Below are 21,381 nucleotides of genomic sequence, written 5' to 3'. Positions count from 1 at the left end.
GGGGAAGATTTTGCTGATTGATCCCAAGAATACCTGTCGGGAGATAATTAATAGTTTATCTGAGATGAGGGTTTCTCTTTGACCTGGATAACTGTGAGAAAAAAATAGAATCCCTGCAGAAGAAGACCCTGCAAGAGAACTTTTGGAGTGAGCGCAAAGAGGCCCAGGAAATACTGAAACAAATCAGCAAGCTCCAGGAAAACCTTAATCTTTATAAAGAATTGATGGGGACAGCTCAATACCTGAATGACATTCTGGAAATGGCCGAAGAAGAAAATGATGAAGTACTTTGGCAGGAAAGCATGCGGGAACTTTTGGCTTTGCAGAAGAGATTCCGGGAATTCGAACTGTTGGTTTTATTTTCTGGCCCCCATGATTACAGCAATGCCATCGTTTCTCTTCATGCCGGGGCCGGAGGAACTGAAGCCCAGGACTGGGTAGAAATACTATTTCGCATGTATAGCCGCTGGTCGGAAAACAGCGGCTATAGTACTGAAGTTTTAGATTTTCTGGATGGTGATGAGGCTGGTATCAAGAGTGTGACCTTTTTGGTCAAGGGCCCTTATGCCTTTGGCAAATTAAAATGTGAAGAAGGAGTACATCGCCTTATTCGCATATCCCCTTTTGATTCTTCCGGGCGCCGCCATACATCATTTGCCTCCCTTTCCGTACTGCCCGAAATAAATGAAGATATCGAGGTATTGATCAATGTTGAAGATTTACGCGTTGATACCTATCGTTCCAGCGGAGCCGGGGGGCAGCATATCAATAAAACCGATTCGGCGGTTCGTATAACCCACTTGCCCAGCGGAATTGTAGTACAGTGCCAAAACGAGCGCTCCCAGCATGCTAACCGGCTGGCAGCCATGAAAATATTGCAAGCCAGGCTCTATGCTTTAAAGCAGAAGGAGGCTCAGGATAAGCTGCAGAGTATCAAGGGAGACTATAAAGAGATTGCCTGGGGAAGCCAAATCCGAACCTATACCTTAAACCCCTTCAATCTAATAAAAGACCACCGGACCAATATGGAGATCGGCAATGTACAAGCGGTGCTGGACGGGGAATTGGATGACTTGATTTTCGCCTGCCTGCATTGGAAGAGCAAAATACCGTAAGGACTGGATAAAGTGAATTTCAAATATAAGGGAGATTGGAATGTGAGAAGGATTGGTGAAGAAGAGCTGGCCGTTACCAGCGAAAAAGCAGGAATTATCAGGCAGGAAATAATAAAAATGCTGGGTGAAGCCGGTTCCGGACATACCGGGGGCTCCCTGTCAGCTGCCGATATGGTGGCCTGCCTGTATTTCTGGGAAATGAAGCTTGACCCCCAAAAACCGGACTGGCAAGATCGGGATCGCTTTGTACTCAGTAAGGGTCATGCCGCCCCGGTTCTATATGCTGCTCTGGCGGAGAAAGGATTCTTTCCCCGGGAGTACCTGAGAACTCTGCGCAAATTAGGCAGTCCTCTGCAAGGACACCCGGATATGCGCAAGCTGGCCGGAGTGGAAGCCTGTACAGGTTCCTTGGGGCAAGGCATCTCCTGGGCGGTGGGAATGGCCCTGGCTGCCAGGATAGACCAGAGGGATTACCGGGTTTATGCCTTGCTGGGCGATGGCGAGTTGGAAGAAGGTATGGTATGGGAGGCCGCCATGGCCGCCGCCCATTACCGCTTGGACAACCTGCTGGCTCTGGTGGATAATAATGGCCTGCAAATAGACGGTAAGATTGCCGAGGTCATGTCACCTGAACCCATAGCGGATAAGTTTGCCGCTTTTGGTTGGAATATCCTGGAGATTGATGGGCATGACCACCGCCAGATTATGGAAGCCTTAAACAGCGCTCGTTCTTTTAAGGGAAGTCCCACTGCGGTAATTGCCCACACCATCAAAGGCAAGGGCTGCTCTTTCATGGAAAACCGGGTGGAATGGCATGGTACCGCTCCTAACCGGGAGGAAATGGAGAAAGCTTTGGCGGAACTGGCCTGAAGCAGAATAGTACATTTTGCAGTGAATTTAGGGAGGAAAGATTTTTGAAAAAGCAAGCAACGAGAGATGCTTATGGCCAGGCCCTGCTGGAGCTGGGGGCCTTATATGATAATATAGTAGTTTTGGATGCCGACCTGTCCAAGTCCACCAAGACGGTGGAATTTGCCCGGGCCTATCCCGAAAGATTTATAAATGCCGGGATTGCGGAGCAGAATATGATGGGTATGGCCGCTGGGCTGGCTAGCTGCGGCAAGGTGGTTTTCGCCAGTTCCTTTGCCATTTTTGCCACCGGGCGGGCCTTCGAGCAGGTACGCAATTCCATTGCCTATGCCAGGCTAAATGTAAAAATCTGCGCCACTCATGCCGGGATTACCGTGGGTGAAGACGGGAGCTCACACCAATCGGTGGAGGACATCGCCTTGATGCGCAGTGTACCCAATATGACGGTGATAGTACCATCGGATGGAATAAGCACCCGCCAGGCCCTTTTTCAGCTTTACCAGCATGATGGTCCCGCCTACCTGCGCCTGGGGCGACCGGCCGTTCCGCAGGTTCACGATCCAGGGCTGGACTTTGCCATTGGGCAGGCGGTGGAATTACGCAGAGGGAAGGACCTCAGTCTTATGGCCTGCGGCATCATGGTAAGCAAGGCTTTACAGGCGGCGGAAATCTTGGCCGCCGAGGGGATAGAGGTTTCCGTTGTTGACATGCTGAGCATCAAGCCGTTGGATAAGGAAATGATTATTCGCAAGGCTCGAGAAAGCGGAGCCCTGTTGACTCTGGAAGAACATAGCATAATAGGCGGTTTGGGCAGCAGCATTTGTGAAGCAGTATGCGAGTATTGCCCGGTGCCGGTGACTTGCCTGGGGATAAATGACCTCTTCGGCCAGTCCGGCAGCCCGGAGGAACTTTTGCAGTATTATGGTCTGGGAGTAGAACAAATAGTGGAAAAAGCCCGAAAGTTACTAAAAAAGAAATAAAAGAAAAAAGGATTTTTCGTCCTTTTTGTAGAACCACCTTTGAAGGTGGTTTTTTTCTGTCTTTGGAGGATAATAAATGCTGGTGCAATTTTATAATGTTTCCAAAATTTATAGCAATGGGGTTAAGGCCCTGGATGATGTTTCTTTGAAGATCGAACGGGGGGAATTTCTTTTTCTTATGGGGCCCAGCGGGGCTGGAAAATCAACCCTGATAAAGCTTTTTTTCCGGGAGGAAGCACCTACCCGGGGGCAAATATTTATTGCTTCCCGCAGTATTGTGCGGATGAAGCGCAGTGAAGTACCCCGCTTGCGGCGGAATATAGGAATAGTATTTCAGGATTTTAAGTTGCTGGAAAACAAGACCGCCAGCGAAAACATCGCCTTTGCCATGGAAGTTGTAGGAGCCAATCCTAAAGAGATTAGCCAGCGGGTAGCCGAAGTTATTGAGATGGTGGGTTTGAAAGGCAAAGAAAACTCTTTCCCCGGCGAATTATCGGGAGGAGAGCAACAGCGGGTAGGTATTGCCAGGGCTTTGGCCAATCGCCCTCTTTTGCTTATAGCCGATGAGCCTACGGGGAATCTGGATATTGACACTTCCCGGGAGATTATGGAGCTTCTTTTTGATATTAATCGTAAGGGAACCACGGTTATCATGGCTACGCATGCCCGGGAACTGGTAAAGGCTGCCCGTAAAAGAGTCATTCTGCTGGATAAAGGACGGGTTATTGCGGATAACCCGAACGGGGAGTCAATCGTATGAGACTGAGAAATGTTGTTTATTTCTGGCGGGAGGCCTGGAAATCTCTGCGCCGGAACAAGGTTTTGACTATAGCCAGTGTTTCCACCGTTTCTATTTGCATATTGATACTGGGAATGGCCGTGTTAATGACGGCAAATGCGGGAAATGTCATGAAAAAGCTCGAATCTGATGTTGAAATGGTGGCATTTTTGGACCGGGCTTTGACCAGATCGCAGATTTCGCAGATAGAGGAGCAAATCTCCCGGCTTGACGGGGTAAAGAGCGTCAAATTTGTTTCCCGGGATACGGCCCTGGCCCGGTTGGAAAAAAGTTATGGCAATAAAGAATATGACCTTAAATCCACCCTGGGCAAGAACCCCTTGCCCCATAGCTTCGAAGTCAAGGCCAAAAACCCCCACGATGTACCACGTATTGCTAGCAAAGTGGGAAAAATCGAGGGAGTTTACAAGGTGAATTACGGCCAGGGTGTAGTAGAGAGGTTGTTCGCTGTGACCAAGTGGGTGCGGGCTATCAGCCTGGCCTTTATTGTATTGCTGTCCCTGGGGGCTATTTTTTTGATAGCCACTACCATTCGCCTGGCTATTTATGCCCGGCGCAAGGAGATATACCTGATGAAGCTGGTTGGTGCCACTGACTGGTTTATACGCTGGCCTTTTTTTATTGAAGGCATATTGCTGGGAACCCTGGGGGCTCTTTTTTCCATCCTTTTGTTGGCTGGAGCCTACAGCTCACTGGTCAGCAATATGGGGAGTGTATATTTTATTCCCCTGGTAACCGGTGGTCCCATTTTGAACCAGCTTTATATAGCTTTGTTGGCTGCCGGAGCGGTTTTAGGGGTCGTTGGGACCTATATCTCGTTAAACCGTTTCCTGGATGTGTGATATACGGAAATCGGAAGACGGAGGGCGGAAGACGGAAGACGGAAGTTATCAACAACCCCGTTCCCGTGTCAACCCTTGGATGGTTAGTAAGAAAGTAAACGCGGATGCTGGTTTATATATAGGGGAGGATTTGAAAAATGAGCAAAGCAACGAAAACGCTGGCCTGGTTCCTGACGCTATTCCTGGGTTTAGCTTTAATTTTTCCGGTTTCAGCCGGTGAATTGGAAGAACAGCAAAAAAAGCTGCAGGATGTTGACCGGCAGATAAACCGGCAAAAGAGCAATTTAGATCAGGCCCGGAAAAAAGAAAAAACCATAATGGGGCAGCTGCAAGATATTGAACAGAATATGATGCGGACCGAAAATGAAATCAAAACCCTGGGAGAGCGAATAAGTTTTCTGGAGGGCAATATAGCAAAAACCCAAAAGGATATCACGGAAATGGAGGCTAAACTGGCGGAGCAGAGTGACATATTAAGCGAGCGCATGGTTTTTATTTATGAAGAGGGAGACCTGACCTACCTGCAAGTATTGTTAGCGGCCACTGATATCAACGACTTTCTAACCCGCTATGATATGTTAAACCTCATAGTGGAACAGGATGTGGAGTTGATTGATTCCATAAATGAACAGAGAAAAGCCTTGAACGAGAAAAAAGAATCGCTGGAAGCAGGTCGAAAAGACTTGCTCAATGCTCAGCAAAGCCAGGAAGAAAAGAAGGGTATACTGGGTGAGGAACGTGAGCAGAAGTCGGTAGTATTAAATAGTCTCCAAAAAGAAAAGAAGGCTCTACAGCAAGCCCTGGAGGAACTGGAGAAAGCTTCCCAAGAAATTGAAACCATGATCAAGAGGCTTCAATCCAGTGGCAGCGGGGCTCAGCTTGGCTCCGGAACCTATACCTGGCCGACTCCTTCCTGTAAAAAGATAACTTCGCCTTATGGAATGAGATATCACCCGATACTTAAGACCAGAAAACTACATACCGGGATGGATATAGGCGCTTCCCAGGGCAGTACCATTGTGGCTGCCGATAGTGGAGAGGTTATTTATGCTGGTTGGATGTCGGGTTATGGACAGGTAACGGTTCTGGAACACGGAAACGGGATGTCCACTTTATATGCTCACCAGTCTGCTTTCCTGGTGAAGAAAGGGGCGCAGGTAAGCAAAGGACAGGCCATAGGCAAGGTGGGCAGTACCGGTTGGAGCACCGGCCCCCACCTGCACTTTGAAGTTCGGGTCAATGGCAGTCCGGTTGACCCCGCGGGCTATGTAAAATAGGGAAAACCACAAGTGTTGCCCATGCGGATTTTATTAGACATAAAAGCTTATTGGGAACGGCAGGAGTATGGACTCCCGCCGTTTTTACTTGTGCGCTAATATATGTTAAGCTGGGGTCTAAATCCTTCATCTCTAAGCTTTCGTAAAGATTGTATTGAACTGTCTAATGAAGTAACATATTAAATGTAGTTTTAAAATATAATTGCATATGGTGGTGGAGAATTGAGAAGCCGATTGGTAAATAGTTTTAAGACTTTTTTTGCGCTGCTGGGAATGCTGGTTGTGGCTGGCCTTTTGTATGTTTACATTACCAATGCCGCCGGTATAAGCACTCTTATCAGCGTATTGGGGCTGGTTAAGAGCCAGGCTCTCTATGAAGTAAACAGCAGCCAGCTTATTCAAGGGGCAACGGCGGGGATAGTTGATTCCATGCATGACCCTTATTCCAAATACCTGGATAAGCAAACCTGGAAGGACCTCAGAGAAAGGTTGGAAGCGGAGTTCGGAGGAATTGGGGTTTATGTTCTACAGGACAATGAAGGCCGCCTGAAAATAGTATCACCCATAAAGGATACTCCAGCTTATAGGGAGGGGGTAAAACATGGGGATATTATTCTGCGCATCGAAAACAAGAGCGCGTTGAATATGAGCACAGATGACGCGGTACATTTGATGCGGGGTGACCCCGGGACCCAATTGCTCCTGGGAGTATACCGGGAATCAGATAAGAAAGAATACGATTTTCGCATAATCCGTGAGATAATTAATGTTCCTTCGGTGGAAGACAAGATAATTAGTGAAAAGCCCCGTATCGGTTATATTGGACTCAACCAGTTCCACTCACATTCCGCCGAGGAGATGAAAGAGAGTATAGATGAGCTGTTGGAGGAGAAAAAAATCGAGGGCCTGATCTTAGACCTGCGTAACAATGGGGGAGGCGATTTTGATGCGTCCATTGCCATAGCCTCAATTTTTTTGGATGGGCAGGAAGTTGTAAGTGTAGTCGACCGCAAAGGCAATAAAACCGTACACAAGGCCGGTCATGGCAAGTTGGATATTCCGCTGGCAGTAATGGTAAACGGTGATAGCGCCAGTGCTTCAGAAATTTTGGCCGGAGCCTTACAGGATAATAAACGGGCCTTGCTGGTAGGGGAAAAAACTTATGGCAAAGGTCTGGTACAGACAGTTTATCCTCTAGGCAATGGGGGAGCCTTGAAGCTGACTACTCAGAAGTACTTTACTCCTGATGGTACGGATATAAACGAAATTGGCATAACCCCGGACTTCCCGGTTAAAAATGAGACTAATAGCGAAGAGGATCGGCAGCTGCAAAAGGCTCTGGAGATAGTGAAACAGCAGATAGCCGGGCCGGTAAGCAAGGCTTCTTGATAAAAGGAGTGGTTTGACTGGAACAATCATTAGCTGTTTTAGAGATGATGGGGCGAGTTTTTGTAACTACATTTACTTCGCCTCTTTTTCTTTTAATATACCTCTTTCTTTTTATGATTGTAGCCTGGCAATATAGACGCATGGATAAGCTTTCCGGGCGGATTTTGGATAATGGACGCCAAAGCTGCTGGAAGGCAGCTTTACTATCAAGCTTCCTGGGGCTTCTGGGGGGAGGAATGGGAAGCATACTGCTGGTTATATTGGGCATTAACCTCAACAACATAGGAATAGCGCAGCTATGGCTGCTGGCTATCCTTCTAATGTTCATTAATCCCCGCTTTTTGTGCTTTGCTTATGCCGGAGGAATACTTTCCCTGTTCAGCCTGCTTACCGGCTATCCGGAAATCAATGTCCCGCATTTGATGGGTTTGATTGCCGTGCTGCATATGGTTGAAAGTATGCTCATCCTGCTCGATGGAAAATTTCATCCTTCTCCGATTTATGTTAAAAAAGACGGCACGGTTCAGGGAGGTTTTAACCTGCAAAAATTCTGGCCTATTCCTCTGGTAGCCTTAATCGGTGTTGGTATGATTGAACCCGGCAGTGGAATAGATATGCCGGCCTGGTGGCCTTTACTAAAAGACTATCCTGCGGTATCGCCGGATCAAACTTATGCCCTGCTCCCGGTTTTAGCTATTCTGGGTTACGGGGAAATAACTACTACCACTACCCCGGCGCGACGAATCCGTCATTCGGCGGGAAAGCTTTTTGCTTTCAGTTTGATTCTGCTTTTGTTGGCTCTGGGGGCCTCGCGTTGGGAGGCTTTGGGCCTGGCCGCCGCTCTGTTCGGTCCCCTGGGCCACGAACTGGTAATATGGTTAGGACAGCGGGAAGAAAGGCGAAAGCCACCCCTGTACCTGCAAAGCGGATCTGGAGTGATGGTTCTGGATGTGAGCCCGGGAACGGCGGCTGACCGGGCGGGAATAAGATCCCGGGATATTATATTGACGGTCAATGACCAGGAACTGCGGAGCTTATTCGGCCTGGAAACAGAATGGGAGCGCTCGCAGGGCCGGGTTTGCCTGGAGGTTTTGCGTGAAGGGAAAAGAATGCCATGTCAATTGGAGCAAAAATCAGGAAGAGAGCTGGGTATCATCCCTGCTCCCGACCCCTATAACCGCAGGTATTTACTCTGGCAAGAAGATAATGTATTTGAAATTTTGCAAAAAATATGGGAGAAATTCAAATAACACTGGGCAGGCAAGGGGACGGTTCTCTTGCCTGCCTGGGTTGGGGATAAATAATAAAAGGAAGCAGGCAAAAGAACCGTCCCCTTGCCTGTCGACTTTCCTTACTAATTGTTCACACTTTGGATGCAAAATGAATAGACTAAAAAAACTGGCATGGGGAGAGTTGTTTATGCTGGGCAAGCAGGGAAAAGTTCGTTATGTTTTTACTAGCAGCAATACTGCCGGAGGTTACTGCAGCTTTATGCCGGAACTGCTGGCGGGGCTGCAGAAAATTTTTATTTTGAAAGGTCCCGCCGGCACGGGGAAATCCAGCTTTTTGCGGCTTCTGGGTCAATCCATGGCCGAACAGGGTTATGAAGTGGAGGTATGGTTGTCAGCCCTGAATCCGCTTAATCCGGAGGGAATATACTTACCCCAAGTGGAGGCGGCGGTAGTTAATGGCAGTCTGCCTATTACCATTGACCCCGGCTATCCCGCAGGGAGAGCGGAAATAATCAATTTGGAAGATTATCGGGATAGAAATGCGGCAGCCGAAAAGAGCCGGGAGATTTTGGAACTGGTGCAAAGAGTAGAAAAGCACCATAGCAAAGCCTATAATATTTTAAAAAGCGTTATCCAGACCAGGGAAGAGCTAAGACAGCTAACCGCTCGCCAACTGGACAACAGCAAATTCAATCAGATTTTTCAGGAGCTCGAAGCCCGCCTGGCAGAGGAAGAAGTACGGGAAAGACATTATTTTGCCAATGCGGTGACTGCTGACGGTATAATCAGCTATATGGAGGAACTCAGTACCCCCTGCCGGAAAAGGTATATTTTCAAGGGACCTGAGGGCTGCGGGAAATCGACCATGATTGCGGAGTTGGCCCGCAAGGCAGCAGAAAAGGGGCAGTTCCTGGAATATTATCACTCTGGGTTGGAGCCGGAAAGGCTATTGATGGTGATAATCACCAGTTCCCAGACGGCTTTGATAGATATCGGGGAGATGGAGATTAAGCTGAAACCCTGCGACCTGCTGGTGGACCTGGGAAAATGTCTCAATGATTATGACTGCAGACTGCTGGGGATGAAAAACAGCCAGGCTTACCGCAACCATGAAGCCATGCTCTTGCAGGTGCAAGATGAACTGGAGAATGCCGGCCTGGCGGTAAAAAAGATTAAAAAGATTAATGCGAGCTATATGGACTATGATTCTGTCGATAAGAAAAGAATGGAGATAGAGCAAGAGTTGGGTTCTGAGCCTCCAAGTGTTTTTTATAGTGGCATTGAAAGGGGGTTATATTATGCGGGAGTTTAAATTGCATTCATCCTATCAAGCGACCGGAGACCAGCCCCAGGCGATAAAGCTGCTTCTGGACGGAGTGGCGGCAGGATTTCGTGACCAGACCCTCTTGGGAGTAACCGGTTCCGGTAAGACCTTTACTATGGCCCGGATTATAGAAGAGCTGCAGCGACCGGCCCTGGTTATGGCCCCTAATAAAACCCTGGCCGGCCAGCTTTATTCCGAGTTCAAGCAGTTTTTCCCGGATAATGCCGTGGAGTATTTTATTAGCTACTATGATTATTACCAGCCGGAGGCTTATGTTCCCCAGACTGACACCTATATTGAAAAGGATTCCTCTATTAATGATGAGATAGACAAGCTTCGCCATTCGGCTACGGCTGCCGTTTTAGAGAGGCGCGATGTGATAATAGTAGCCAGCGTTTCCTGTATTTATGGCCTGGGTGCTCCGGAGGATTACTACTCCCTGGCGGTATCGCTGCGTCCCGGAATGGAAATAGCCCGGGATGATCTTTTACGCCGTTTGGTGGACAACCATTATGAACGCAATGATTTTTCGTTTTTCCGGGGGAACTTCCGGGCTCGCGGGGATGTGGTGGAGATATTTCCCGCCTCCTCCAATGAGAATGCTCTCCGGGTGGAGTTTTTCGGCGATGAAATCGATCGTATTATCGAATTTAACCCCTTGAGCGGGGAAATCATAGGCCGCCGTTTGCATAGCATGATATTTCCTGCTTCCCATTTTGTCACCACCCGGGAACGCATGCTGGAGGCCGCCGGGCAAATCGAAGAAGAATTGGCGCAGCAGTTGGCCCGTTTCAAAATGGAAGGCAAGCTGCTGGAGGCGCAGAGGCTGGAGCAGAGGACCCGTTATGATTTGGAAATGATAAGAGAGATAGGTTATTGCAAGGGGATTGAAAATTATTCGCGTTATATTACGGGACGAGCCCCTGGGGAGCCGCCCTATACCTTGCTGGACTTTTTCCCGGATGATTTCCTGCTCTTTATCGATGAGTCCCATATTGGCGTGCCCCAGATTCGAGGTATGTACGAGGGAGATCGCTCCCGCAAGCAAAACCTGGTGGATTTTGGCTTCCGCCTGCCTTCCGCTCTGGACAACCGGCCTTTAAAGTTTGCTGAATTTCAGGAGAAGGTTAATCAGGTGATTTATGTCAGTGCCACCCCGGCTGATTATGAATTACAGCATAGCGTACAGGTGAGTGAGCAGATTATCCGCCCGACCGGACTGGTTGACCCGGAGGTGGAGGTCAGGAGCAGCCAGAATCAGATAGATGACCTTATGGCTGAGGCCCGGGCGGTGGTGGATAAGGGTTACCGGGTTCTGATAACCACCCTGACCAAGAGGATGGCGGAAGACCTGACGGATTATTTGGCTGATACAGGTTTGAAGGTGCGTTATATGCATTCGGACATAGACGCCCTGCAAAGGTTGGAGATTTTGAGAGAATTACGCAGCGGAGTTTTTGATGTTTTGGTGGGGATAAACCTGCTGCGGGAAGGTCTGGATCTGCCGGAAGTGGCCCTGGTAGCCATACTCGATGCTGATAAAGAGGGATTTCTTCGTTCAGCCCGCTCGCTGGTTCAGACTATCGGCCGGGCCGCCCGCAATGTTGAGGGCAAGGTGATAATGTATGCGGATGAAATCACCCCCTCAATGAAGTCGGCTATAGATGAAACCAACCGCCGCCGTTTAAAACAACTGGAGTATAACCGGGAACACCATATTACTCCGGAAAGCATCAGGAAGGCCATATATGCTCCGGTAGAAGCAACTATTGCCGAAGAAGCGGTGGAATACGATATCCGCGATTTTCAAAAAATGCCCCGGGAGGAGAGGGAAAAGCTCTTGCGGGAAATGGAGGCCGATATGTACCGGGCGGCAGAAAACCTGGAATTTGAAAAGGCCGCCCGCTTACGGGACAGTATTCGGGAGTTGCAGCAACCGGTCAAGAAAAGCAGGAGACGGGGGAAAAGATGAAAAACCGCATTATAATAAAAGGTGCGCGGGAGCATAATTTGAAGAACATTGACCTGGAGATACCGCGGGATAAGCTGGTGGTATTTACCGGAGTATCGGGCTCGGGCAAAAGCAGCCTGGCTTTCGATACCATATACAGCGAGGGACAGAGGCGTTATGTGGAGTCGCTTTCCACCTATGCCCGGCAGTTTCTGGGGCAAATGGACAAGCCGGATATTGACCATATCGAAGGGCTTTCTCCTTCCATTTCCATTGACCAGAAATCCACCTCCAATAATCCCCGTTCCACGGTGGGGACGGTGACCGAAATCTATGATTACCTGCGCCTGCTCTTTGCCCGGGTGGGGAAACCGCATTGTCCCCATTGCCGGCAGCCCATCAAAAAACAGACGGTGGACCAGGTAGTGGATAGTTTGCTCGCCCTGCCTGCCGGAAGCCGGCTCAAACTGCTCGCGCCCATTATCAAAGGGCAAAAGGGGGAGCATAAGAAAGTCTTGGAGAACCTCTTCCGGGACGGTTTCGTAAGGGTGCTGGTGGATGGCTTCGAGTACACGGCCGATGAGGAGATTGTTCTGGCTAAAAACCAGAAGCATGATATCGCTGCGGTGGTTGATCGCCTGGTGCTGAAAGAGGGCATCAGGAGCCGCCTGGCGGAATCCCTGGAGCTGGCTTTCGAACTGGGAGAGGGTATAGTTAAAGCCCGCTTGCTCCAGGAAGATGGCAATGAGGAAGAAATTCTCTTCAGCCGGGAATTTGCCTGTCCGGAATGTGGGTTCAGCCTGCCGGAGCTCAGTCCCCGCATGTTTTCCTTCAACAGTCCCTTCGGGGCCTGCCCGGAATGCGATGGGTTGGGGGAGAAACGGGAAATTGACCCGGATTTGCTGCTGGATATGAACAAGAGCCTGGAGCAGGGGGCGGTAATCCCCTGGTCCAGGAACTTTCACACTTATTATAACCAGATACTGGCGGCTATGGCGGCCAGGAATAATATCCCTGTAGATAGTCCTTTAAAGGAGTTGAGCTCCAAACAAATTAAAACTATTTTATATGGAAACGGTAAGGAGCGCTTTGAGATAGTTTATACCAATTCTTACGGAGAAACCGGCAGCTTTCGCTCCAGTTACGAGGGGGTCTTCAACAATCTTAAGCGCCGTTACCACGAGACCAAATCCGAGGCGGCCCGGGAAGATATCGAAAGATATATGAGTTCCACCCTCTGCCCGGCCTGCGGGGGAAAGCGGCTGCGCTCCGAAATTTTATGGGTATTGCTGGGGGAAAAGAACATCAACCAGGTTACCGCTTTTTCCGTAAGGGATGCCCTGGATTTTTTCCGCCAATTGGAGCTGAACGAGAGGGACTTGTTTATTGCCCGGCAGGTGATAAAAGAAATCCGGGAAAGGCTGACTTTTCTGGTGGATGTGGGGCTGGATTACCTGACCCTGGACCGGGCAGCGGGGAGTCTTTCCGGGGGTGAAGCCCAGCGCATCCGCCTGGCCACCCAGGTGGGGTCCAGCCTGGTAGGGGTTCTCTATGTGCTGGATGAACCAAGTATCGGACTGCATCCCCGCGACAACGATCGCCTGCTGGCTACGCTGAAGCGGCTGCGGGATTTAGGAAATACGGTAATCGTAGTGGAACATGATGAAGATACGATTAGAACGGCGGATTATATTGTGGATATCGGCCCCCGGGCCGGCATACATGGAGGACAGGTAGTGGCCGCAGGACGGCTGGAAGACATTATGGCTGCGGAAGAATCGCTGACCGGCCAATACCTGGCCGGAAAACTGGAAATAGCCATTCCCTCACGGCGGCGTGCAGGAAACGGGCAAAAACTGCTGCTGAAAGGGGCGGCGGAGCATAACCTGAAAGAGATTGAAGTCGCCATTCCCCTGGGCCAACTGGTGCTTATTACCGGTGTCTCAGGTTCCGGCAAAAGTACTTTGGTGGAGGATATAATCTACCCTGCTTTGATGAAGGAACTGCATGGAGGCCGGCATCGTCCCGGCAGTTATAGGCAGATGGAAGGGATGGAAAATATCGATAAGGTAATAAATATTGACCAGTCCCCTATCGGACGCACTCCCCGTTCCAATCCGGCTACTTATACCGGGGCTTTCGATGGTATCCGGGAGCTGTTTTCCCATACGGGAGAAGCACGCCTGCGCGGTTACCGGCCCGGACGCTTCAGTTTTAATGTGCGGGGAGGACGCTGCGAGGCCTGTTCCGGAGATGGGATAATAAAAATAGAAATGCATTTCCTGCCTGATGTTTATATACCTTGCGAGGTCTGCAAGGGCAAACGCTATAACCGGGAGACCCTGGAGGTCAAATACCGGGGTAAAACTATTGCGGATGTACTGGAAATGACCGTAGATGAAGCAGTGGAGCTTTTCGAAAATATCCCGCGGGTTTATCGTAAACTCAAGGTCTTGCAGGATGTGGGCCTGGGTTATATCCAACTGGGCCAGCCGGCCCCCAGTCTTTCCGGCGGCGAGGCCCAGCGGGTGAAACTGGCCACCGAGCTCTCCAAACGTTCGACCGGCAAGACCCTGTATATATTGGATGAGCCCACCACCGGCTTGCATAAGGAAGATGTTAAACATTTGCTTACGGTACTAAACAGATTGGTAGATAATGGAAATACCGTACTGGTTATTGAGCATAACCTGGATATGATCAAATCCGCTGACCATATAATCGACCTGGGGCCGGAAGGCGGGGAAAAAGGCGGTTATATTGTAGCCGAAGGGACCCCGGAGGAATTGGCCAAGCACCCCTTGTCTTATACCGGCAAGTATTTGCAAGATGCCTTACGGATGACGGATGACGGATGACGGAGCGGAAGACGGAAGTCGGAGGTCGGAAGGCGGATGACAGGGCGGATGACGGAAGACGGAGGACGGAGCGGAAGACGGAGGACGGATGACGGAAGACGGAGGACGTAGGGGGTATTCAGGAGTTAGTTATGACTCTACTGTAAAACTCCTGTTGATATAGAAGGCTTGCATAAATATACAAGCCGCAGGTGTTGCCCATGCGAAGCGCCCTGTCGGGCACAACTGATGCTCCCTTCGGTCGCTATTAAGGACGCTGGAGCGGTATATTTATACAAGAATCGGGGGCATGGGGTGAGGGAAGTATGGGTGATGAGATGCTGAAGGAAAGATTAAAAAAGGTGCCGCTCCAACCGGGAGTATACTTGTTCAAAAATCGGGAGGGGCAGGTGCTCTATGTAGGAAAAGCCCGGGTTCTTCGCCAGCGAATGCGCTCCTATTTTCAGGCCCCGGAGCGAATGCATCCCAAGGTAAAGGCGATGATGGCCTGGGTAAGTGATTTTGACTTTATCGTCACCCACAGTGAGATGGAAGCTCTCATTCTGGAAAACAACCTTATAAAAAGCTATAAGCCCAGGTATAATATCGATTTGCGCGATGATAAAAGCTATCCTTACATCAAAGTCACTGTCGCTGACAAATTTCCGCGGGTTTATCTGGCTCGGGAGAAAAAAGACGGAATATCACGCTACTTTGGACCTTATACCGATGTTACTTCCTTGCGCGATACGCTCAAGCTGCTCAACGCCGTTTTCGGGCTGCGCAGTTGCCGGACTATGAAGTCCCGGCGCCGGCCCTGTCTCAACCGCGACATGGGTAAATGCCTCTCTCCTTGCAGCGGTGAAATTTCAGAAGAAGAATACAGCCAGAAGGTTCAAGCCTTAATCACTTTTCTGGAGGGTGATTTTCAAGAGATAGTCCGGGAAAAAGAAAAAGAAATGGCTATGGCCGCCAGGAGTCTGGAGTTCGAAAAAGCCGCTCGCCTGCGGGATCAGATCCAATCCCTGCGCCAGTTGGGGGAAAAACAAAAGATTGAGCTGGCTTCACCTTATGAATTGGACCTGGTGGGGATGCTAAGCGGGGAAAAGGAGAACCTGGTCCTGGTTTTTAAAGTCCGTTCGGGAAAGATAGTGGCCAAAGATACCTTCTGGCTGAAGCGCCCTATCCAAGAAGATGAGAATGAAACCATGGAATTTTTTATTAAACACTATTATGATGAAAACCCGGATATTCCACCGGAGATACTCTTGAGCCACCTGCCTTCCGAGTCCAAACTGGTGGAGGCCTGGCTGAAATCCAGGGTCTCCCACCGGGTAGAACTCCGGGTTCCGCAAAGAGGAGAAAAGAAACAGGTTCTCAACATGCTGCTGGAAAATGCTCGTTTGTTGCTGGAGGAAAAGCAGCGGGAAGAAAATAAGCAGTTCTCCGCCCTCTCACATTTGGCGCGGGTCCTGGACCTGGAAGTTGTACCTAATCGCCTGGAATGTTTTGATGTATCTCATCTGGCCGGGGAGGAAACAGTGGCCTCTATGGTGGTTTTTGTCGGAGGCCAGCCGGAAAAAAAGGCTTATCGCCATTTTAAAATCAGAACTCAACAGAATAATGATACCGCCTCACTGGCTGAAACCGTAAGAAGGCGTTTGGAGAATGCCCGCCAGGCTAATCCGGCTTTTTTGCCTGAGCCGGATTTAATACTGGTCGATGGTGGATTAGGGCAAGTTAATGCTGTGGCAGCAGTTTTGCAGGAAATGAATCTGGATATCCCGATGTTTGGTTTGGCTGAAAAGAATGAGGAGATATACCGGCCAGGTAAAAGCCAGCCGCTGGTATTGGCGGCCCGGGATAATGGACTGCAATTACTGCAAAGGCTTCGGGATGAAGCTCATCGTTTTGCTATTGAATATAACCGGAAAAGAAGGGCAAAAAAAATCAGGTCTTCCGCCCTGGACCAAATACCGGGAATAGGGAAGCAGAGAAAGAATAATCTGCTGGCTCATTTCACTTCGGTGGCCAAAATTAAGGAAGCTTCACTGGATGAAATAGCAACCGTTCCGGGAATGAACCGGAAAGCGGCGCTGGCGGTAGTAGAGTTCTTCCAAAATCAGAACCTATAAGTCTAATAAAAATTTAAAACCTGGTTTTGTTGCTCACTGCTCCGCCCAATTCGCCTCCTTTCGCCAGTCTGCTTGTTGAAAACTCCACTTATCGGAATATTTCCCGGGAAATAAGTCGAAGTGGAGAAAAAAGCTGTTGGAATAAGCAAGAAAATTCCGTATGATTTAAGAAAGAGATTATTATGTGTTGAAACTGCTCCGCAGTTTCTTCCGATACTTAAAGCGAGAAAGGAGGGGGCTTGTTTGCAGGGTTGGGTGCTCAGGTGGTTTTTAAATATCCTGGCTATTGTTATTACTGCTGCTTTGTTAGAGAATTTCGAACTTACGCTCTGGGGGGCTATTGTCGGGTCCATATTTCTGGGAATAGTAAATGCGGTAATCCGGCCGTTGTTGATTATCTTGACCTTACCTCTGAATATTGTTACGCTAGGGCTTTTCACCTTTGTTATTAACGGTGTAATGCTGTGGATAACCTCGGCAACCGTCAAGGGTTTTGATATTCATGGCTTCGGCTGGGCTATTGTCAGTGCTTTGCTTATCAGTATCATCAGTTTTATAATCAGCTTCTTTATCGATGACAAGACCTTTAGATTCAGGAATTAAGATATTGATTTTACTGCAAAAAGTTATTAATGTTTATTGGTTTGTATAAATATACCGCTCAGCAACCTTAATAGTGACACCCGCAGGATGGAACATCAGGAGTACCCGAAGGGTGCTGCATCCATGCTTCGCCAACGCTCGCTTTGTATATTTATGCAACCCTTCTGCATCAAAATAGGTTTTGCAGCAGAGTCAGCTATTGATTTAAAATATTTATACGGGAAGCCGGGCCTCTGCTCGGCTTTTCTGTCAAGGTGATGATTTTTTAATATGCTTATACTGCTCATGTAGTACTTAAACAGGCAAGAGAACCGTCCCCATGCCTGTCCCCCTTAAACAGGCAAGAGAACCGTCCCCATGCCTGTCGAACTGGGGGAAAAAGATGTCCATAGAACTGGTTGCAATTGATCTGGATGATACCCTGCTGGATTCTACCTGGAAGATACCGGAATCCTGTCTGGAAGCTATCAGCCAGGTGCAAAGAAAAGGAGTTAAAGTAACGCTGGCTACCGGGCGCATGTTTCGCTCTGCCGTGCCCTATGCCCGACAATTAAAGGTAGATATACCATTAATCACCTATCAAGGAGCCCTGGTAAAAAATTCGCTTTCCGAGGAGGTTCTCTATTATGAGCCATTGCCGCGCAAGCTGGCAACCGAGATTATGATATTTTTTAAAGAACGAGGGATATTTTACCAGAGCTATTTTAATGATTGTTTTTGTATAGAGAGATGGAGCCCGGAAGCACAATATTACGCGGAATTATCCGGAATGGAGCCCTGGTTTCATGATGACCTCATAGCTGTTTCGCGGGAGCAAGATACACCTAAAATATTAGCCTCTATTTTCGATGAAAGGCTGATGCTATCGATAGAAGAAGAATTGAACCGGCGTTACGGGGAAGAATTGTATATTACCCGTTCTAAACCGGTTTTCCTGGAGGTAATGAAGCGTTCCGTTGATAAAGGGCTGGCTTTAAAGATGCTGGCTCGTTACTTTGGTATTCCTCGGGAAAAGGTTCTGGCCTTTGGTGACAGTTATAATGACCTGGCTATGATAAAGTGGGCCGGAATTGGTGTAGCCATGGGCAACGCTCCGGAAGTAGTAAAAGAAGCCGCTGATTATCTGGCCCCTTCCAATGAGGAAGATGGAGTAGCCCGGGTATTGCATGAATTAATACTTGATAAGAACAGTAATAAGGGTTAAGGTGTGAGCTTATACCTGTCATAATAGAAGGATGAAAAGCCGGGGAAGATAAACTGATGGCTATTTTTGTACTAATCATAGTTGACTCCGCTGCAAAAACCCCTTTTGTTGCATAAGGGTTGCATAAATATACAAAGCGAGCGTTGGCGAAGCATGGATGCAACACCCGGCGAAGGCGAGCAGGCGAAAGGGGGCGAGCGACAGGATGTCGCGAGAGCGCTTCCTCCCATGGATGGGAGATTAGCGCGGTACCCCTTGAGCCGCGAGACAAGCCGCAGGTGTTGCCCATGCGAAGCGCCCTGTCGGGCACAACTGATGCTCCCTTCGGTCGCTATTAAGGACGCTGGAGCGGTATATTTATGCAAGCCAATGAGAATTAATAACTTTTTGCAGAAGAACCATAGTTATGTTGTTTATGTAAGGGGGGCAGGATTGTTACGGATATCGACAAAGGAAAGATGCATGGAAAAGCCCCCCGCATAATTAAGCCGAATAACAGGGATTTGATTCTCTGTGTGGATCTGGGAGGAAGCAAAGTGCTGATGGCTATTGCTACAGCTGAGGGGCAGTTCTTGCGCCGCCTGAAGTTTCCCACGCAGTGCGAAAAGGGGCCGGAAGATATTCTGGATCGTATAGCAACCGGGGTTCAGGAAATGTTAAAAGCAGAGGCGGAAACAGCTGATAGGATTATGGCTATAGGAGTAGCTACTCCCGGGCCGCTTTCGTTTCCGGATACGGTGGTTTGGGATTCGCCCAATCTGGGATGGAACCGGGTGAACATTAAGGAGGAATTGAAAGCCCGGCTGGGTTGGGAGCCGCTGGTGGAGAAAGACACCAATATGGCTGTTTTGGGAGAATATTATTTTGGCCAGATGCAGCGCTGCCAGAACCTGCTCTATATTACTGTTAGTACCGGAATCGGCGGAGGAATAATGCTAGGAGGCCAGCTTTACCGGGGTCAAAATGGGGGAGCCGGAGAAATCGGGCATATGGTAGTGGATTCCGGGGGGAGAACCTGCGGCTGCGGAAGGCGGGGCTGCCTGGAAGCTCAGGCTTCAGGAACCGCCATAGCGCAGATGGCGAAGGAACTTGGGCAGGAGGGAAAAGGACAGGGAATATCTTTCGACCTGGGCACGGCCGGGGCCAAAGAGGTGGGAGAAGCCGCCCGCCGGGGAGATAGGGAAGCCCGGACCATTGTAGCTCAGGTGGTAGATTATCTGGGAATAGCCCTGAGCAACCTGGTTAATATATTCAATCCCGAGAAAATAGTATTGGGCGGGGCCGTAAGCCTGGGTTGGGAAGACCTTCTTCTGGAGCCGCTGCGGGAAAGGGTTAAGGCGGAAGTTTTCCCGCTTAATGCCCGGGATTTGCGGATAGAGGTTACTCGCCTGGGGGAGGATGTAGTGCTTTATGGATGCATAGCGGATGTCGGAAGGCGGAAGACGGAGGACGGAAGATAGGCATCGGACATAGGGGGGTATAAGACGTCAGTCGTCAGATGTCGGAAGACGGAAGACGGGGGATAGGTCATCGGTCATCAGGTGTCAGATGTTGGAAGACAGGGGACGGATAAGGGTTGATTCCACTGCAAAAAGTCATTTTTCAAAATTAGAACCGCCATATCTAGTATAATGGTGAGGTTTTGAGCACCATATGTAGTGGTGGGCATATACCCGAAAACAGGGTTTTTGCAGTAGAACCAGGGTGGCATAAATAAAAGTATTGGAAGTACTTGGGAAAGGAAGGTTGAAGCTGATATGACAGTCGAGAAAATGAGGGACTACCTGTATCACCTGCCGGAGCAGTTTGCCGAAAGCCTCAAGATGGAATTCGACTTTGCCGGGGATTACCGCTCAGCCTATGAAAATATTGTGGTTACCGGCCTGGGGGGATCAGCCATTGGTGGGGATATATTGCGTACTTTTGCACTACAAAAAGCCAGTATACCGGTAGTGGTAAACCGCGATTATAATATTCCCGCCTTTGTGGGGGAGAAGACCCTTTTCTACGCGGTCAGCTATTCCGGGAATACGGAAGAAACCTTGAGCGCTTACCGGCAAGCGCGGGAACGGGGGGCAGCCATAGTCTGCTTTAGCAGTGGGGGAGAACTGGAGAAGATGGCCCGGCTGGATGGCAAGCCGGTGGTAAAAGTACCGGCTGGTCTGGTACCGCGAGCAGCTACCGGCTATCTCTTTGCTCCATTGGCCTTGTTGCTGGAAAAGCTGGAGATAGTAGCCGGTGCAAGGGACGAATTGGAGGAATGTGTCCAGGTTTTACGGGATATCCGTGATTCACTTCATCCGGAAATCGAAATAGAGAAAAACCCGGCTCAAAAAATAGCCCGGGAGCTTAAGGATAGTATCCCGATAATCTGGGGCAGCAGCGGAATTTCCGAGGCGGCGGCCCTGCGCTGGAAAGCTCAGATTAACGAGAATGCCAAGAGTCCGGCTTATTACCATATTTTCCCCGAGCTCAACCACAACGAGATTGTCGGATTTGAAGTTCCTGCTGAACTTGTATCCCGGCTCTTTGTAGTTATATTGAAAGACCGTTTTGACCATGAGCGGGTAAAACGGCGGATGGAAATAAGCCGGGATATAATCAAGCAGCGGGTTAAGGGTTTTATTGAGGTAGAAAGCCGGGGCGAATCATTCCTGGCCCGGCTCTATTCGCTCTGTTATACCGGAGACTATGCCAGCTTTTATTTGGCTTTGGAAAACGGAATAAACCCGACTCCGGTGGCGTTAATCGATTATTTAAAGGGGGAACTGGCTAAATAATAAAGCTGTCGGGAAAAGCGCACTTTTGATAAATAGTTATAAA

The 21,381-nt window shown here is 49.2% G+C and carries 16 protein-coding genes; all 16 read left to right on the top strand.

Annotated elements, in window-relative coordinates; genetic code table 11:
* The first annotated feature begins 10 nt into the window (after window positions 1-10).
* The 16 genes from prfB (at window position 11) to AWB54_RS00630 (ending at window position 21,338) form a co-directional block, all read left to right on the top strand.
* Window positions 11-1,115, top strand: a protein-coding gene (gene prfB, locus AWB54_RS00705; RefSeq protein WP_394326487.1) for a peptide chain release factor 2 whose coding sequence is annotated in 2 segments (ribosomal slippage) — window positions 11-79 and window positions 81-1,115 — 1,104 coding nt in all. Because the reading frame shifts where the segments join, the coding sequence is not laid out codon by codon here.
* A gap of 42 nt (window positions 1,116-1,157) precedes the next feature.
* Window positions 1,158-1,985, top strand: a complete 828-nt coding sequence (locus tag AWB54_RS00700; RefSeq protein ID WP_061212725.1) for a transketolase — start codon at window positions 1,158-1,160, stop codon at window positions 1,983-1,985.
* Between the two features lie 44 nt (window positions 1,986-2,029).
* Window positions 2,030-2,965, top strand: a complete 936-nt coding sequence (locus tag AWB54_RS00695; protein ID WP_061212724.1) for a transketolase family protein — start codon at window positions 2,030-2,032, stop codon at window positions 2,963-2,965.
* 79 nt (window positions 2,966-3,044) lie between these two features.
* Window positions 3,045-3,725 (top strand): cell division ATP-binding protein FtsE, encoded by a 681-nt coding sequence (gene ftsE / locus AWB54_RS00690; RefSeq protein ID WP_061212910.1) that lies wholly within the window; start codon window positions 3,045-3,047, stop codon window positions 3,723-3,725.
* Window positions 3,722-4,606: a permease-like cell division protein FtsX gene (gene ftsX / locus AWB54_RS00685; protein ID WP_061212723.1), complete on the top strand. Its 885-nt coding sequence runs from the start codon at window positions 3,722-3,724 to the stop codon at window positions 4,604-4,606. Before ftsE ends, ftsX begins: the two co-directional genes overlap by 4 nt.
* Before the next feature lie 137 nt (window positions 4,607-4,743).
* The gene (locus AWB54_RS16580) at window positions 4,744-5,883 is read left to right on the top strand and encodes a murein hydrolase activator EnvC family protein (RefSeq protein WP_061212722.1); all 1,140 of its coding nucleotides are present in this window, start codon (window positions 4,744-4,746) and stop codon (window positions 5,881-5,883) included.
* A 222-nt stretch (window positions 5,884-6,105) separates the two neighbouring features.
* Window positions 6,106-7,272: a S41 family peptidase gene (locus AWB54_RS00675; protein WP_235811052.1), complete on the top strand. Its 1,167-nt coding sequence runs from the start codon at window positions 6,106-6,108 to the stop codon at window positions 7,270-7,272.
* A 44-nt stretch (window positions 7,273-7,316) separates the two neighbouring features.
* Window positions 7,317-8,522: a PDZ domain-containing protein gene (locus tag AWB54_RS00670; protein WP_061212721.1), complete on the top strand. Its 1,206-nt coding sequence runs from the start codon at window positions 7,317-7,319 to the stop codon at window positions 8,520-8,522.
* Window positions 8,523-8,652: 130 nt separating this feature from the next.
* Window positions 8,653-9,816, top strand: coding sequence for a hypothetical protein (locus AWB54_RS00665; RefSeq protein WP_153014626.1), 1,164 nt, complete (start codon window positions 8,653-8,655; stop codon window positions 9,814-9,816).
* On the top strand, window positions 9,803-11,800 hold the full coding sequence (gene uvrB / locus AWB54_RS00660) for an excinuclease ABC subunit UvrB (RefSeq protein WP_061212719.1): 1,998 nt from the start codon (window positions 9,803-9,805) through the stop codon (window positions 11,798-11,800). The genes AWB54_RS00665 and uvrB overlap by 14 nt, the downstream gene beginning before the upstream one ends.
* The gene (gene uvrA / locus AWB54_RS00655) at window positions 11,797-14,637 is read left to right on the top strand and encodes an excinuclease ABC subunit UvrA (protein ID WP_061212718.1); all 2,841 of its coding nucleotides are present in this window, start codon (window positions 11,797-11,799) and stop codon (window positions 14,635-14,637) included. The genes uvrB and uvrA overlap by 4 nt, the downstream gene beginning before the upstream one ends.
* Window positions 14,638-14,942: 305 nt before the next feature.
* The gene (gene uvrC, locus AWB54_RS00650) at window positions 14,943-16,751 is read left to right on the top strand and encodes an excinuclease ABC subunit UvrC (RefSeq protein WP_061212717.1); all 1,809 of its coding nucleotides are present in this window, start codon (window positions 14,943-14,945) and stop codon (window positions 16,749-16,751) included.
* Between the two features lie 243 nt (window positions 16,752-16,994).
* Window positions 16,995-17,354, top strand: a complete 360-nt coding sequence (locus AWB54_RS00645; RefSeq protein WP_061212908.1) for a phage holin family protein — start codon at window positions 16,995-16,997, stop codon at window positions 17,352-17,354.
* Window positions 17,355-17,736: 382 nt separating this feature from the next.
* Window positions 17,737-18,558: a Cof-type HAD-IIB family hydrolase gene (locus tag AWB54_RS00640; protein WP_061212716.1), complete on the top strand. Its 822-nt coding sequence runs from the start codon at window positions 17,737-17,739 to the stop codon at window positions 18,556-18,558.
* Window positions 18,559-19,016: 458 nt separating this feature from the next.
* Entirely contained in the window at window positions 19,017-20,018 is a 1,002-nt protein-coding gene (locus AWB54_RS00635) for an ROK family protein (RefSeq protein ID WP_061212715.1), read from the top strand.
* A 297-nt stretch (window positions 20,019-20,315) separates the two neighbouring features.
* Window positions 20,316-21,338, top strand: a complete 1,023-nt coding sequence (locus AWB54_RS00630; protein ID WP_061212714.1) for a bifunctional phosphoglucose/phosphomannose isomerase — start codon at window positions 20,316-20,318, stop codon at window positions 21,336-21,338.
* Window positions 21,339-21,381 lie beyond the last annotated feature (43 nt).

This window comes from Syntrophomonas wolfei subsp. methylbutyratica (assembly GCF_001570625.1).
In the GTDB taxonomy this organism is placed as follows: domain Bacteria; phylum Bacillota; class Syntrophomonadia; order Syntrophomonadales; family Syntrophomonadaceae; genus Syntrophomonas; species Syntrophomonas methylbutyratica.
This window is presented reverse-complemented; position numbering and strand designations above follow the sequence as displayed.

Excerpts from the sequence above, each read along its gene's own strand:
- ftsX (WP_061212723.1), top strand. The coding sequence starts at position 3,722 with ATGAGACTGAGAAATGTTGTTTATTTCTGGCGGGAGGCCTGGAAATCT.
- AWB54_RS16580 (WP_061212722.1), top strand. The coding sequence starts at position 4,744 with ATGAGCAAAGCAACGAAAACGCTGGCCTGGTTCCTGACGCTATTCCTG.
- AWB54_RS00670 (WP_061212721.1), top strand. The coding sequence starts at position 7,317 with ATGATGGGGCGAGTTTTTGTAACTACATTTACTTCGCCTCTTTTTCTT.
- AWB54_RS00665 (WP_153014626.1), top strand. The coding sequence starts at position 8,653 with ATGAATAGACTAAAAAAACTGGCATGGGGAGAGTTGTTTATGCTGGGC.
- uvrB (WP_061212719.1), top strand. The coding sequence starts at position 9,803 with ATGCGGGAGTTTAAATTGCATTCATCCTATCAAGCGACCGGAGACCAG.
- uvrA (WP_061212718.1), top strand. The coding sequence starts at position 11,797 with ATGAAAAACCGCATTATAATAAAAGGTGCGCGGGAGCATAATTTGAAG.
- uvrC (WP_061212717.1), top strand. The coding sequence starts at position 14,943 with ATGGGTGATGAGATGCTGAAGGAAAGATTAAAAAAGGTGCCGCTCCAA.
- AWB54_RS00640 (WP_061212716.1), top strand. The coding sequence starts at position 17,737 with ATGTCCATAGAACTGGTTGCAATTGATCTGGATGATACCCTGCTGGAT.
- AWB54_RS00635 (WP_061212715.1), top strand. The coding sequence starts at position 19,017 with ATGCATGGAAAAGCCCCCCGCATAATTAAGCCGAATAACAGGGATTTG.
- AWB54_RS00630 (WP_061212714.1), top strand. The coding sequence starts at position 20,316 with ATGACAGTCGAGAAAATGAGGGACTACCTGTATCACCTGCCGGAGCAG.